Source organism: Micromonospora sp. NPDC005298 (genome assembly GCF_040607375.1).
Classification (GTDB): Bacteria; Actinomycetota; Actinomycetes; order Mycobacteriales; family Micromonosporaceae; genus Micromonospora.
In genome coordinates this window covers 1-12,395 of the sequence record NZ_JBEXGP010000021.1, presented here as the reverse complement: position 1 = coordinate 12,395, position 12,395 = coordinate 1, and the positions used below count along the sequence as shown (strand labels likewise).

The 12,395-nt window shown below is 75.7% G+C and carries 14 protein-coding genes and 1 pseudogene; 7 read left to right on the top strand and 8 right to left on the bottom strand.

Features of this window, described 5'->3' with window-relative positions; translation table 11 throughout:
- The first annotated feature begins 25 nt into the window (after positions 1 to 25).
- Together ABZS77_RS23740 and ABZS77_RS23735 are read left to right on the top strand one after the other, a co-directional pair.
- Complete coding sequence (locus ABZS77_RS23740) at positions 26 to 175, top strand: hypothetical protein (RefSeq protein WP_354826611.1); 150 nt, start codon at positions 26 to 28, stop codon at positions 173 to 175.
- Positions 172 to 561, top strand: coding sequence for an Rv2175c family DNA-binding protein (locus ABZS77_RS23735; RefSeq protein WP_354826608.1), 390 nt, complete (start codon positions 172 to 174; stop codon positions 559 to 561). Before ABZS77_RS23740 ends, ABZS77_RS23735 begins: the two co-directional genes overlap by 4 nt.
- Positions 562 to 673: 112 nt before the next feature.
- Here ABZS77_RS23735 and ABZS77_RS23730 read toward each other — a convergent pair whose 3' ends face one another.
- Positions 674 to 1,756: a polyprenyl synthetase family protein gene (locus ABZS77_RS23730; protein WP_354826606.1), complete on the bottom strand. Its 1,083-nt coding sequence runs from the start codon at positions 1,754 to 1,756 to the stop codon at positions 674 to 676.
- Between the two features lie 9 nt (positions 1,757 to 1,765).
- Positions 1,766 to 2,158: a helix-turn-helix transcriptional regulator gene (locus ABZS77_RS23725; protein ID WP_354826603.1), complete on the bottom strand. Its 393-nt coding sequence runs from the start codon at positions 2,156 to 2,158 to the stop codon at positions 1,766 to 1,768.
- A gap of 250 nt (positions 2,159 to 2,408) precedes the next feature.
- On the opposite strand from ABZS77_RS23725, the gene metF reads away from it, so the two are divergent.
- Both metF and ABZS77_RS23715 read left to right on the top strand, forming a co-directional pair.
- The gene (gene metF, locus ABZS77_RS23720) at positions 2,409 to 3,326 is read left to right on the top strand and encodes a methylenetetrahydrofolate reductase [NAD(P)H] (RefSeq protein ID WP_354826601.1); all 918 of its coding nucleotides are present in this window, start codon (positions 2,409 to 2,411) and stop codon (positions 3,324 to 3,326) included.
- 21 nt (positions 3,327 to 3,347) lie between these two features.
- Entirely contained in the window at positions 3,348 to 4,061 is a 714-nt protein-coding gene (locus ABZS77_RS23715) for a CDP-alcohol phosphatidyltransferase family protein (protein ID WP_354826929.1), read from the top strand.
- Positions 4,062 to 4,071: 10 nt separating this feature from the next.
- Here ABZS77_RS23715 and crtI read toward each other — a convergent pair whose 3' ends face one another.
- From crtI to ABZS77_RS23685, 6 genes are read right to left on the bottom strand one after another with little or no spacing between them, the layout of a single operon-like run.
- Positions 4,072 to 5,559: a phytoene desaturase family protein gene (gene crtI / locus ABZS77_RS23710; RefSeq protein WP_354826598.1), complete on the bottom strand. Its 1,488-nt coding sequence runs from the start codon at positions 5,557 to 5,559 to the stop codon at positions 4,072 to 4,074.
- 11 nt (positions 5,560 to 5,570) lie between these two features.
- Entirely contained in the window at positions 5,571 to 6,695 is a 1,125-nt protein-coding gene (locus ABZS77_RS23705; RefSeq protein WP_354826596.1) for a glycosyltransferase family 2 protein, read from the bottom strand.
- Positions 6,692 to 7,546, bottom strand: coding sequence for a carotenoid biosynthesis protein (locus ABZS77_RS23700; RefSeq protein WP_354826594.1), 855 nt, complete (start codon positions 7,544 to 7,546; stop codon positions 6,692 to 6,694). The genes ABZS77_RS23705 and ABZS77_RS23700 overlap by 4 nt, the downstream gene beginning before the upstream one ends.
- Positions 7,543 to 8,094, bottom strand: a complete 552-nt coding sequence (locus ABZS77_RS23695; protein ID WP_354826592.1) for a GNAT family N-acetyltransferase — start codon at positions 8,092 to 8,094, stop codon at positions 7,543 to 7,545. The genes ABZS77_RS23700 and ABZS77_RS23695 overlap by 4 nt, the downstream gene beginning before the upstream one ends.
- Positions 8,091 to 8,828 (bottom strand): monooxygenase, encoded by a 738-nt coding sequence (locus ABZS77_RS23690; protein ID WP_354826590.1) that lies wholly within the window; start codon positions 8,826 to 8,828, stop codon positions 8,091 to 8,093. The genes ABZS77_RS23695 and ABZS77_RS23690 overlap by 4 nt, the downstream gene beginning before the upstream one ends.
- Positions 8,825 to 9,313, bottom strand: a complete 489-nt coding sequence (locus tag ABZS77_RS23685) for a YbaK/EbsC family protein (RefSeq protein WP_354826588.1) — start codon at positions 9,311 to 9,313, stop codon at positions 8,825 to 8,827. The genes ABZS77_RS23690 and ABZS77_RS23685 overlap by 4 nt, the downstream gene beginning before the upstream one ends.
- A 452-nt stretch (positions 9,314 to 9,765) precedes the next feature.
- Between ABZS77_RS23685 and ABZS77_RS23680 the strand changes: the two genes are divergently transcribed.
- From ABZS77_RS23680 to ABZS77_RS23670, 3 genes and pseudogenes are all read left to right on the top strand, one after another.
- Positions 9,766 to 10,215: an SAV_6107 family HEPN domain-containing protein gene (locus ABZS77_RS23680; protein WP_139587588.1), complete on the top strand. Its 450-nt coding sequence runs from the start codon at positions 9,766 to 9,768 to the stop codon at positions 10,213 to 10,215.
- A 102-nt stretch (positions 10,216 to 10,317) separates the two neighbouring features.
- Entirely contained in the window at positions 10,318 to 11,043 is a 726-nt protein-coding gene (locus ABZS77_RS23675; RefSeq protein ID WP_354826585.1) for a hypothetical protein, read from the top strand.
- Positions 11,040 to 12,275: pseudogene (locus ABZS77_RS23670) on the top strand (DNA polymerase Y family protein); the annotation flags it as partial. The gene ABZS77_RS23675 and the pseudogene ABZS77_RS23670, both read left to right, overlap by 4 nt.
- Positions 12,276 to 12,395: the final 120 nt, after the last annotated feature.

The following is a 12,395-nucleotide window of genomic DNA, read 5'->3' as shown; positions in this document are numbered from 1 at the left end:
GTCCAGGGGGTGAAGGTTGAACAGGATGCTACAGCCGGAGGCCGACACGGTCCGTCCCGCCGCGCTCCGCACCGGTCATCCGCTGGTCAGCGGCGCGTACGAGACCGTGCTCCGGCCGGTCGTCCGGGGTGCCGGTGGCTCGACGCGGCGGCGGCGTGGCAGGGTGGTCGGGTGACCGAACCCGTACCCGACCAGGCCGTGCCCGGCCCCGAGCTCGCCGGACCCGCCGACCCGGCCGGCTGGCTCACCCTGCCCGACGTCGCCGAGCGCCTCGACGTGTCGATCAGCAAGGTGCACCAGATGATCCGAGACCGGGAGCTGCTGGCGGTCCGCCGCGACGGTGTCCGCCGGATCCCGGCCGACCTGGTGGCCAACGACACCGTGCTCAAGCACCTGCCCGGCGTGCTCAACCTGCTCTCCGACAACGGCTACGACGACGAGGCGGCGCTGCGCTGGCTCTACGAGCCGGACACCACGCTCCCCGGCGGCACCTCCGCCTCCGCCCTCTCCGGCGACCAGGCCCGCGAGGTCAAGCGCCGAGCCCAGGCCCTCGGCTTCTGACCCCCGACCCTCCCCCCGCGTTGATCATGAGGTCAGCGGCGCGACACGCCGAGGCGGTCGCCGCCAACCTCATGATCAACGCGCGGGGGGACGCGGGCGGGGCGGGGCGGGATCAGTCTGCTCGGCGGGTTGCCGCTATCGCCAGGTCCACCAGGGCCTGGCGGGCCTCGGTGTCGAGGTCCACGGCGCTCAGGGCCGCCAGCGCCGTGTCGGTGAGCGTGACGATCCGCTGTTCGGTACGGGCCAGAGCACCGCTCGCGGTGATCAGCTCGCGTAGCCGCGCCACCCCCCGCTCGTCCAGCGCGGGGTCGCCGAGCTGGCCGAGCAGCAGCTTCCGCCCGGCGTCGTCGGTGGCCTCCACGGCCGCGGCGACCAGGTAGGTGCGCTTGCCCTCGCGCAGGTCGTCACCCGCCGGTTTGCCGGTCAGCGCCGGGTCGCCGAAGACCCCCAGCACGTCGTCGCGCAGCTGGAACGCCTCGCCCAACGGCAGCCCGTACGCCGAGTAGGCAGTGCACACCTGCGGCGGCGCGTCGGCCAGCGCGGCGCCCAGCAGCAACGGCCGCTCGACCGTGTACTTCGCCGACTTGTACCGGGCGACCTTGCTGGCCCGCTCGACCGACGTGTCCCCGGTGACCTGGGTCAACACGTCGAGGTACTGCCCGACGGTGACCTCGGTGCGCATCTCGTCGAAGACCGGCCGGGCCCGGGCCGCCGCCCGCAGGTCCAACCCCGCGGAGTGCAGCAGTTCGTCGGACCAGACCAGGCACAGGTCGCCGAGGAGGATCGCGGCGGCGTCACCGAAGCCGTCCGGGTCACCGCCCCAGCCGGCCGCCCGGTGCTGTTCGGCGAACCGACGATGCACCGCCGGGTCACCGCGGCGGGTGTCGGAGCGGTCCATCAGGTCGTCGTGGATCAGGGCGCTGGCCTGGACGAACTCCAGCGCGGCCACGGCGGTGAGCACCTGGTCGCCGTCCACCCCGCCGGCGCCCCGGAACCCCCAGTAGGCGAAGGCCGGACGCAGCCGCTTGCCGCCGCCGAGCACGAACGCCTCGATCGCCTCCGACACCGCGACCAGGGCGTCGTCCACCCGGATCAACCGGGCCCGCTGGCCGGCCAGGAACTCGGTGAGGGCCTTGTCGACCCGCTGCCGCAGGCCGGCACGGTCGACGGGAGAGACGGGAGCAGCGTCGGTCACGCCACGACGCTAGCCGGTCGCCGACGCCCGCGCTCCACCGCCACGCGTACTCCCGCCAGGGCGGCCCGGACCCGTCCGCCCGGCCGGCCGGGCACCGGGCCCGGCGACCCGCCGACCCGGCCCGCCGGCGCGCGTCGGAGTGGCCCGCCGGCTGGCGGTGGCGGCCCCGGTGAGCACCACCAGCGGTACGTCCAGCACGACGGCGAGCCAGCCGAGCCAGAAGCCGCCGGGCACCCGCCGCTGCCTCTCCCACCTCGACACCTCGTGCCGGCTCACCGTCGGCACCCCGGCGGCGGCGCACAACTCGGCGGCGGTGCGCCGCTGGCTCCAGCCCAGCGCCAGCCGACGGTGGGCCAGCAGCGGCCCGAGCTGGGCCGGGCGCGGCGGTGGGTGCGGGGTCATCGGTCCTCCCGGCGGTGCGTCGGTGCGGTGACGACCCACCCGCCCGACCGGACGGGACCCGGACGCCACCACGTGGCTGCCGACCCCCGCGCGAGCCCCCGGTCGGCCCCCGTCGACCCCTGCGCGCCACCCATTCCTACCCCGGGGGTACGACGCCCTCGCGCCCACCGGACCGGCCCGCGCGGCGGCGGCACGCCTCGGCCGTGGGAAGCGTCTGGGTCCGGGTGGCGCCGCCCGCTAGAGTCGGTTCGTGGCGCTCGGTCTTCCCTCGGTACTCCCCAATCCGCAACCGGCGATCGGGGAGCTCATCCGTGACCGCCAGCCGACCTTCTCGTTCGAGTTCTTCCCGCCCAAGACCGAGGCGGGGGAGCGGCTGCTCTGGCAGGCCATCCGCGAGCTGGAGTCGCTGCGCCCGTCGTTCGTGTCGATCACCTACGGCGCGGGTGGCTCGACCCGGGACACCACGGTGGCCGTGACCGAGCGGATCGCCACCGACACCACCCTGCTGCCGATGGCCCACCTCACCGCCGTCAACCACTCCGTCGCCGAGCTGCGGCACGTGATCGGGCGGCTCGCCGGGGTGGGGGTGCGCAACGTGCTGGCGGTGCGCGGCGACCCCCCGGGCAATCCGGGCGGTGAGTGGGTCCGCCACCCCGAGGGCGTGGACTACGCCGAGGACCTGGTCCGCCTGGTCCGCGACTCCGGTGACTTCAGCGTTGGTGTGGCGGCCTTCCCGTACAAGCACCCCCGCTCGCCCGACGTGGCCACCGACACCGAACACTTCGTCCGCAAGTGCCGGGCCGGCGCCGAGTTCGCGATCACGCAGATGTTCTTCGACGCCGACGACTACCTGCGCCTGCGCGACCGGGTGGCCGCCGCCGGCTGTGCCACGCCGATCCTGGCCGGGGTGATGCCGGTGACCCAGATCGGCACCATCGAGCGGTCCGTGCAGCTGTCCGGGGCGCCCTTCCCGCCGGCGCTGGCGGCCCGCTTCGAGCGGGTCGCCGGCGACCCGGAGGCGGTCCGTCAACTCGGCATCGAGCAGGCCAGCGAGATGAGCCGCCGGCTGCTGGACGAGGGCGTGCCGGGTATCCACTTCATCACCCTCAACCGGTCCACCGCCACCCGCGAGGTCTGGCAGAACCTGAAGGTCGGCGCACGGGTGTGAACGGTGGTCATGCGACACCTCATGCCCGGCCCGGTGGTTGATCCTCAGGTGGGCACACAGCTGAACTGGGACCAGTACGCCACGGCGTGGGCGCGGTTGCACGGCGGATTCGACCCCCGGGCCGCCGCGCCGGTGGTACGCGCCTGGCTGCGGTTCGCGTACCACGTCGGGTACGTGCTGGGCCGGCTGCGGGTCAGCCCCACCGCGGTCACCGTCGTCGGGGTGCTGCTCTGCTTCTGCGTACCGCTGCTGGTGGGTCGCCCTGACGACGGCCCGTTCCTGGCGGCGCTGTTCGTGCTGCTCGCCGCCGTGGCCGACAGCGTGGACGGCGCGGTGGCGGTCGCCACCGGCCGCACCACACGCCTCGGCTACGTCTACGACTCGGTCGCCGACCGGCTCGGTGAGGTGGCGTGGCTGTTGGCGTTCTGGCTGGCCGGAGCCCCGGGCGCGCTGGTCGCGGCGGGTGGCGCGCTGTCCTGGCTGCACGAGTACGTGCGGGCCCGCGCCGTCTCGGCCGGCATGCGCGAGATCGGTGCGGTGACCGTGGGCGAGCGCCCCACCCGGGTCTCGGTGGCGCTGGTGGGGCTGCTGGTGGCCGGGCTGGCCGGGCTCATCGAGCCGGATCTGACCGCCGGCACCATCACCATGGCGACCGCGGTGTGGGTGCTGCTGGCCGGCTTCGGCCTGGGGCAGCTGCTGTCCACCGTCCGCCGCGCGCTGCTCGACGCCGACTGAGCGGCCCGCCCTACCAGGCCGGGCCGATCTCGTCGGCGACGATCTGCGCGGAGAGGGTCACCATCGGCAGCCCGCCGCCGGGGTGGCTGGAGCCGCCCACCAGCCACAGCCCGTGCGCCGGCCCCCGGTTGGCCGGTCGGAGCAGCCCGCCGGCGGTGCCGTAGATCGAGCCGCCCGGCGCCCGGGTCGCCACGTCCAGGTCGGCCGGGGTACGCACCTCACGGAACAGCAACCGGTCCCGCACGTCGACGCCGCGGTCGGCAAGGACCTCCAGGATCCGGTCGGCGTACGCGTCGGCGAGCCCGGGGCGCCGCCAGTCGACCGCGCCCGTGGCCGTGCCCTGCCGCGCGGCGTTGACCAGCACGAACCACGCCTCGTGCCCGGCCGGACGGGCCGTCGGGTCGTCCGCCACGGTGACGAACACCGTCGGGTCGGCGGCCGGCCGGGCCCGTACGCCCCGCCCCGGGTCGCCGAACACGGCGTCGAACTCCGCGTCGTAGTGGCGGGGGAAGAAGACGTTGTGGTGGGCCAGCCCGGTGCTGCCGGAGACGCCCAGCAGCAGCACGAAGCCGGCGAGGCTGCGGTCGGCGAGCGCGGCCAGCCGGCGCGGATGCGGGAGCAGGTCGCGGTAGACGGTGAGCGCGTCCACATTTGCCACCACCACGTCGGCGGGCACCGGCGCGGTGACGCCGGCGAGGCGTACCCCGTGCACCCGGCCGCCTGTCGCGTCGATCCGGGTCACCGGGGTGCCGGTCCGCACGACCACGCCGAGGTCCAGGCAGCGGGTCAACAGCGCGTCGGCGAGCGTGCCCAGCCCGCCGCGCAGGTACCAGCCGCCGAAGGCCAGCTCGGCATAGGGGACCGCGACCAGCGCCGCCGGCGCCCGACGCGGGTCGGCGCCGGTGTAGGTGGCGTACCGGTCCAGCAGCATCCGCAGCCGGGGGTCGGACAGGTGCCGGCGGCCCAGTCCGCGCAGGGTGCGGCCCGGGGCGATGGCTGCCAGGTCACCGACCCGCCAGGCCAGCGAGGCGAGGTCGCGGGGCGAGTCGACGGTACGGCGCAGGATGTCCCGCGAGGAGGCGTTCCACACCCGCGTGGCCCGGTGCCACAGCCGCTGCCAGTCGGCCGCCGCCCGGTCACCGAAGGCGGCCCCGATCCGGGCGGTGAACTCCACCGGGTCGGCGCACGAGTCGAGTGCCGGACCGCCACCGGGGAAGACGTGCCGGACGATCGGGTCCAGTGGGACCAGGTCCAGGTACTCGTCGAGCTTCGCCCCGGTCGCCTCGAACAGGTCGTGGAAGACCTCGGGCAGGGTGAGCAGACTCGGCCCGGTGTCGAAGTGGAACGACCCGGCCGGGGTGTCGTGCGTGTACCTGCCGAGCTTGCCACCGACCGTGTCGGCGGCCTCGAAGACCGTCACCTGGTGCCCGGTGGCGGCCAGCCGGGCGGCGGTGGCGAGGCCACCCACCCCGGCGCCGACGACCACGATCCGCGCCATGCCGCGCCCTCCTAGCTGACCGGGCGGCCCCGCCAGGTCAGGCGGCGCCGCTTCCGCAGATGGTACGACCGTACGGTCAACCAACCGAGGACCACGACCGACACGGGGTGTGCGAGCGCGTCGGGCCACCACCGGCCCCCGGTCGCCCGCGCGGTCAGCACCCGCCCGGCCACACCCAGCAGGTATGCGCTGAGCGCAACCATCGACACCCGGGGAGCCGTCGTGGCGAACCCCAGCGCGACCAGCGGCGGGGCGGTGTAGAGCAGCAGCAGGGCCGCCACCACGGCCGCCGCCGCGCCCGGGTGCCCGAACGACGCCCAGAGCGACTTCGAGTACCCGTCGCGCAGCTGCGGCCAGTCGTCGTACATCCGGCAGGTGGCCAGCCGGGAGCCGTCGGCCAGGGCGATCCGCCCGCCGGCCCGCTTGACCGCCCGGGCCAGCTCGACGTCCTCCAGGATCCGGTCGGCGACCGCGGCGTGCCCGCCGGCGGCGGTGTAGCCGGCCCGGTCCACCACCAGGAACTGCCCGCCCGCCGCGGCCAGCGACGGCCGCGGCGAGCGCTCCATCGCGCGCAGCGGCAGGAAGGTCAGCCAGAGCCACTGCAACAGCGGCTGGACCAGCCGGTCGGCCGCCGTCGCCACCACGATCCGGGGGTACGGCGACAGCAGGGTCGCGCGGGCGGCGCGCAGCTCGGTGACGGCGGCGGCCACGGCGTGCGGGGCGAGCACCACGTCGGCGTCGACGAAGACCAGCGCGGTGGCCGCCGGGTCGGCCCGGGTGGCCAGTTGCCAGCAGGCGTGCGGCTTGCCCAGCCAGCCCGGCGGCGGGGCGACCCCGCTGAGCAGCGTCACCCGGGGATCGTCACCGACCACCGCGCGGACCACCTCGGCGGTGCCGTCGGTGGACCCGTCGTCAAGGACCACGACGCGCAGGCCGGGCACGCCACGCTGGGCGAGCAGGGCGCGCAGGCAGGGCGTCACCCGGTCGGCCTCGTCGCGCAGCGGCAGCAGCACCGCCACCGCCTCGTCGACCTCGCCCGGCCGGTCGGTCGGCCGGCGCAGCCAGCGGGCGGCGTTGAGCCAGGTGTGCCCGGTCAACGCGGCGACGGCGAGCAGCAGGGCGAACAGGACGGTCATCGGGTCGCGTCGACGCCGGCGCGGTACGGCTCGTGGTCCTGGCGGTCCGCGGCACGGCTCCGGCGGGCGCGCAGCAGGGTCACGGCCAGCGGCACGGCGGTCACCGACATGCCGGCCGCGCCCCACAGCGCCGAGGCGGGCAGGTCGAGGAAGACCGCGTGGGCCAGGATGCTGGAGAAGTACGTCCACAGGTACAGCGCGACCATCGGGTGGTCCCGCTGGTCGGTGCGTTCGACGGCCGGGCCGGCCAGCGGGCGCAGCGCGCTCATCATCAGCACCGCGAAGAGCAGCCAGCCCAGGTAGTTGCTGACCGGGATGCCGGGCAGGCCGGGCAGCGCCGGGGTGGCGTCGCGCCACACCCAGTAGCCCTCGGCCACCATCTGCGGGTCGAGGAAGAGGTCCCAGGCGGCCAGCCCCACCGTGGCCAGAGCGATCCGCCCCACCCACCGGCCGGCCGTCGTCCCGGTGCCGCCGGCGGTCGACCTGCCGCCGGTCAGCCGGACCGCCGCCAGCCAGGCCGGCCAGGCCATCCAGGTCCAGGCCAGCGGGATGATCAGCGGAACCCCGGCCAGTTTGGGGCCCAGCTCACCGGAGTAGTCGTAGCTGCCGAACGGCACACCGGTGGCCACCCCGATCGCCTCGATCGCGAACCCGCCGCCGGTGGCCACCGCGACCAGCGCCGCCGCGGCGCGGGGACCCCGGCTGAGCAGCGCGTGGCCCACCGAGAGCAGCCACCCGAGCACGACGGTGGCCACGGTGAGCCCGGCCCGGGTGGCGCCGGTGGTCAGCGGGTAGCAGATCTGGGCGAGCACCAGGACGGCGAACAGTGCCCAGGGGATCCGCCGGGTCATGACGCGGAGGGCTCGAGTGGCAGGTCCCGACCGAGGACGCCGAACGGCCGCTCGTCGCCGGGGAAGTGGAAGTCGCGCAGCACGTCGACGAAGCCGAACCGCCGGTACAGCCGCCAGGCCCGCGAGGTCTGCTCCACGGCCTCCGGGGTGGACAGCAGCGTCGTGTCGCCCTCGGCCATGCCGAGCAGCGCCCGCAGTTGACCGGCGCCGAGCCCGTGCCCCTGCGCCGGTGGCCGGACGTGCAGCTCGACCACCTCGAAGCAGTGGGTGAGCCACCGCTTGCGGGCCGGTACGTCCAACGCCCGGTGCACCTGGTCGTGCCACCACTGGCCGGCGGCGCCCAGGTAGCCGTAGCCGAAGCCGGCGAGGTGACCCTCGCTGGTCAGGCTCGCCACGGCCCGGAAACCGGGCCGGCGCACGTGGGTGGCGATGTAGCCGCGCCGGGCCTCCAGCAGGTCGGTGCGGTATCCCATCGCCTCGCCGTAGACGGCCACCACGTCGTCCAGCCGCCGGACCAGATCGTCCGGCGTCCAGCGCACCAACCTCATGCCCGTCCACCCTTCGCCGTTCCAGGGTCGCCGTCGGCGACCCATCCGAGCACCGTCCGGTCGCCGACCACGTCGCGCACCTCGAACCGGGCGAACAACTCCTCGGCGTACCAGCCCGCGGTGGGGGTACGCATGATCGCCGCCCGGTGCTCCGGGTGACGGTACGCGAACGCCACCAGGTCCGTCGGGTCGCGCCACACGCTCACCGTGCCCTGCCATCCCAGCGGCGCCTCGCCGACGCCGAACCGGGCCAGCAGCCCGGGTGCCTCGCGCAGGGCCGCGGCGACCGGCGGGACCGCCCGCCAGAAGGTGGCCGCCCGGCGGGCCCGCAGCCGTGCCCGGGTGAGCGCCAGCACCGGTCCGGTGACCCGGCCACCCGGTGGGTCGCCGAACGGCCGCTGACCGGACCACTCGCCCCGGCTGCTCAGCGGTCGTAGGTCGACCCGGACGGCGGCGTGGGCGATCCGCGCCCAGGCGCGTCCGACAGGTGAGTCGTCGAAGCCGGCCGCCGCGGTGGGGGAGTCCCAGACGGTCAGCGCCGCCCAGCGGGTGAGGTCGGCGTCACCCGGCCCGAAGCTGGTGCCGGTCCCGGTGCCCAGCAGCTTGCCGAACCGGACACCCGGCAGGGCGCGCAGACGGCGCGGGTCCACCGCCATCCGGGTCAGCGCCCGGGGCAACGCGCCGCGGTGGACCCGCCACACGTGCAGGGTGACCAGTTCCGGAGTGGTGCTCACGCCACCTCGGCCGGGGTGCCGGAGGTGACCCGCAGCAGCTCGGTGTAGGTCGTCGGGAAGACCGCCTGCGGTACGCCGCCGGCGGCCCAGATCTCCGGGTACGCCGCCAGGGCCGTGTCCACCAGGGTGCGCAGTGCCCGCGGGTGCCCGAGCGGGGCGACACCGCCGATCGGCTGCCCGGTGTGCGTCCGGACGAACTCCGGGGTGGCCCGGCGCAGCCGGGTGACCCCGATCGACGCGGCCAGGCCGGCGGTGTCCACCCGGTGCGCGCCGGAGGTGAGCACGAGCAGAGGCGCGTCGTCCGCGTCGAAGATCAGCGAGTTGGCGATCTGGCCGACCTGGACGCCGAGCGCCTCGGCGGCGGCCGCCGCGGTGTGCACCGCGTCCGGCAGCAGGCGGACGGTGCTGGGCGCGCCGGCGCCGTCGCGCGTGCCGGCGGCGGTGAGCGCGTCCTGCACCGCCCGTACGTTCGGGTGTGGCTGCATGGGGACATTCTTCCCGGTCCGTCCGGTGCCGGTTCACCCCGGTGCACCCGGGCGCGAGCCACGGCGCGTCACACGTTGCATTTTCGTCGGAGGGGAGGTGTACTGTCAGCAGCAGTTAGAACGAGTGTTCGATTGCCTCGAACGCCCGTTCCAACCAGCCGGAGCGAGGTGTTTCGCGGCACCAGCTCCGGGCGGTGCGGCTCCGCGGGCCGCACCTGGGTTTCCGGGCAGTCGCGAGCCCGGTCCCATCAGGCAGGAGCGTCGCCCGCCGCCCACGACCCCCGGGCGGCGGGCGACGAACCCGCCGGTACGCCGGCCGGGTGTGGTGTGGGGAAGCATCCACACCCGGCCGGCCACACCCGGTGCGTCTTCCTCCGCACCACCCGACTCGGCGTCTCGTCGGCGGCATCACCGCGCCGAGGCGACGCCCGGCCACGTGGAGGAGACAGTCCATGCCGACCAACCCGGCTCAGGCACCGACGGTGCCGGCGCACGTGCTGCCGCACCGTACCCCCGCCCAACTCCTCACGTTGGCGCGGCGTGGGCTGGTCGAGGCTGGCCAGACCCGCCCCGACGGGCTGCGCTACGCGGCCGCCCACCTGGCGGCGCTGCGCGCGGCTGCCGCCCTGCTCGCCGCCCGGGCCCGGCCCGCGCCGAGCCGCCGTAACCGGATCACCAGCGTCTGGGTCCTGCTCTGCGCCGTCGCCCCCGAGCTCGACGAGTGGGCCCGCTTCTTCGCCGCCGGTGCCAGCAAACGGGCCGCCGCCGAGGCCGGCATCCCCCGGGTGGTCAGCGCCCGGGAGGCCGACGACCTGCTCCGCGCCGCCGAGCAGTTCGTCACGGTGGTGGAGACCGCGCTCGGCATGGCCCACCAACCCACCCTGGACGGCCTCGCCGCATGATCCCGCCGTGATGCCGGCCGCCCGGCGGGGGGAGCCGGGCGGCCGGCGTCACAGTGTGCCGGTCCTGATCTGATCCACAGCAACGACGGGGGAGTTGGTCCAATGGCGGGCCGCATGGTGGTCGGTTCCGCCGCGCTTGCCGATCTGGTACGCCCGGCGAGCGCACCCGATCCGGTGGGCGGTCACCGGGTGCTGCCGGTGACGCCCGAGCTGACCGGTCTGCTGCCCAGCCGGGGCCTGCGCCGGGGCAGCACCATTGCGGTCGCCGCCGGTCAACCCCGGCGCAGTGGCGGCACCTCACTGGTGCTGGCCCTGCTCGCCGAGGCGTCCCGGGCCGGCTCGTGGTGTGCCGTGGTGGGGGTGCCGACCTTCGGTGCCGGCGCGGCCGCCGAACTGGGTATCGCCCTGGACCGGGTGGCCCTGGTGCCGAATCCCGGCCCCGAGTGGGCCACAGTGGTCGCCGCGCTGATCGACGGGGTGGACGTCGTGGTCACCGCCGTGCCGGCCGCGGTCTCCGCCTCGGTGGCGACCCGGCTGGCCGCCCGTGCCCGGCAGCGCGGCAGCGTGCTCGTCCCGTACGGCCGGTGGGACGGCGCGGACGTGACGTTGCAGGTGGTCCGTGGGGTCTGGGAGGGGCTCGGGCAGGGCCGGGGGCGGTTGCGCCGCCGGGAGGTCACCGTCTCGGCGCGCGGGCGCGGGGCGGCAGCCCGGCCCAAGGAGATCAAGGTCTGGCTGCCGGGCGACGACCTCACCCGGGTGATTCCCCGGACGGTGCGGTCGACCGGGGGTCGACCGGCCGTGCCGCTGGCCCTGGTCGGGCGGGGATGACCGGCTCACCGGCACGGACCCTGCTGCTGTGGTGCCCGGACTGGCCGGTGCTCGCCGCCGAGATCGTCGAGGGGGTGCCGGCCACCGGCCCGGTCGCCGTGCTGCACGCCAACCGGGTGGTCGCCTGCTCCGAGCGCGCCCGCGCCGAGGGGGTGCGTCGGGGGCTGCGCAAACGGGAGGCGCAGGGCCGCTGCCCACAGATCACCGTCGTGGAGTACGACCCCGGCCGGGACGCCCGCGCGTTCGAGCCGGTGGTCGCCGCGGTGGAGGAGCTGGTCGCCGGTGTCGAGGTGGTGCGCCCGGGGTCCTGCGCGGTCGCGGCCCGGGGTCCGAGCCGTTACCTCGGTGGTGAGGAGGCGGCCGCCGAACGGATCATCGAGCACGTCGCCCAGTCGTGCCTGGTGGAGAGCCAGGTCGGCATCGCCGACGGGGTGTTCGCCGCGGGGCTGGCCGCCCGTGCCGGTCGGGTGGTGGCCCCGGGCGGCACACCGGACTTCCTGGCCGGGCTGCCGGTGGAGGCGCTCGGCCGTTCGGCGTTGGCCGACCTGCTGCGCCGGCTGGGCGTGCGGACCCTCGGCGACTTCGCCGCGCTGCCGGCCGGTGACGTGCTGGCCCGGTTCGGGTTCGACGGCGCGCTTGCCCACCGGCTCGCCGCCGGGCGTGACCACCGCCCGCTCGCGGTCCGGCAGCCACCGGCCGACCTGACGGTGACCGGCGAGTACGACGATCCGGTCGACCGGGTCGACGCGGCGGCGTTCGCCGCCCGCGCGCTGGCCGAGCAGTTGCACGACCGGCTGGCCGGGCACGGGCTGGCCTGCACCCGGCTCGGCATCGAGGCGGTCACCGCGCACGGGCAGGAACTGCACCGGGTATGGCGGCACGACGGTCTCCTCACCGCTGCGGCCATCGCCGACCGGGTGCGCTGGCAGCTCGACGGGTGGCTCTCCGGCAGCAGCGGCCGGGCCGGGGCTCGACCGGCCCGGCCGTCGGCCGGCATCATCCGGTTGCGGCTGGTCCCGGACGGGGTGATCGCCCAGGCCGGCCTGCAGACCGGCCTCTGGGGGGAGACCGGTGAGGAGCGGGAGCGGGCGCACCGGGCGTTGAACCGGGTGCAGGGCATCCTCGGGCCGGAAGCGGTGGTCACGGCGGTGCTCGGCGGTGGGCGTTCCCCCGCCGACCAGGTGCGACTCGTGCCGTGGGGCGACGAACGCCTCCCCGCCCGCCCCGGCCCGGCGCCGCTGCCCGGCGAGCCGATCGGCAGCGGCGCCGACCGGGCCAGCGGTGCATATGCCCGGCGGCCAGACCCGCCCTTACCCGACGCCGACCGAACAGATCCGTGAGGTGGTCCCATG

Coding starts and splice junctions, on each gene's coding strand:
- ABZS77_RS23715 (WP_354826929.1), top strand. CDS start 3,348: ATGCCCGGCCCGGTGGTTGATCCTCAGGTGGGCACACAGCTGAACTGG.
- crtI (WP_354826598.1), bottom strand. CDS start 5,559: ATGGCGCGGATCGTGGTCGTCGGCGCCGGGGTGGGTGGCCTCGCCACC.
- ABZS77_RS23705 (WP_354826596.1), bottom strand. CDS start 6,695: ATGACCGTCCTGTTCGCCCTGCTGCTCGCCGTCGCCGCGTTGACCGGG.
- ABZS77_RS23695 (WP_354826592.1), bottom strand. CDS start 8,094: ATGAGGTTGGTGCGCTGGACGCCGGACGATCTGGTCCGGCGGCTGGAC.
- ABZS77_RS23675 (WP_354826585.1), top strand. CDS start 10,318: ATGGCGGGCCGCATGGTGGTCGGTTCCGCCGCGCTTGCCGATCTGGTA.
- ABZS77_RS23700 (WP_354826594.1), bottom strand. CDS start 7,546: ATGACCCGGCGGATCCCCTGGGCACTGTTCGCCGTCCTGGTGCTCGCC.
- ABZS77_RS23680 (WP_139587588.1), top strand. CDS start 9,766: ATGCCGACCAACCCGGCTCAGGCACCGACGGTGCCGGCGCACGTGCTG.
- ABZS77_RS23685 (WP_354826588.1), bottom strand. CDS start 9,313: ATGCAGCCACACCCGAACGTACGGGCGGTGCAGGACGCGCTCACCGCC.
- ABZS77_RS23725 (WP_354826603.1), bottom strand. CDS start 2,158: ATGACCCCGCACCCACCGCCGCGCCCGGCCCAGCTCGGGCCGCTGCTG.
- ABZS77_RS23740 (WP_354826611.1), top strand. CDS start 26: ATGCTACAGCCGGAGGCCGACACGGTCCGTCCCGCCGCGCTCCGCACC.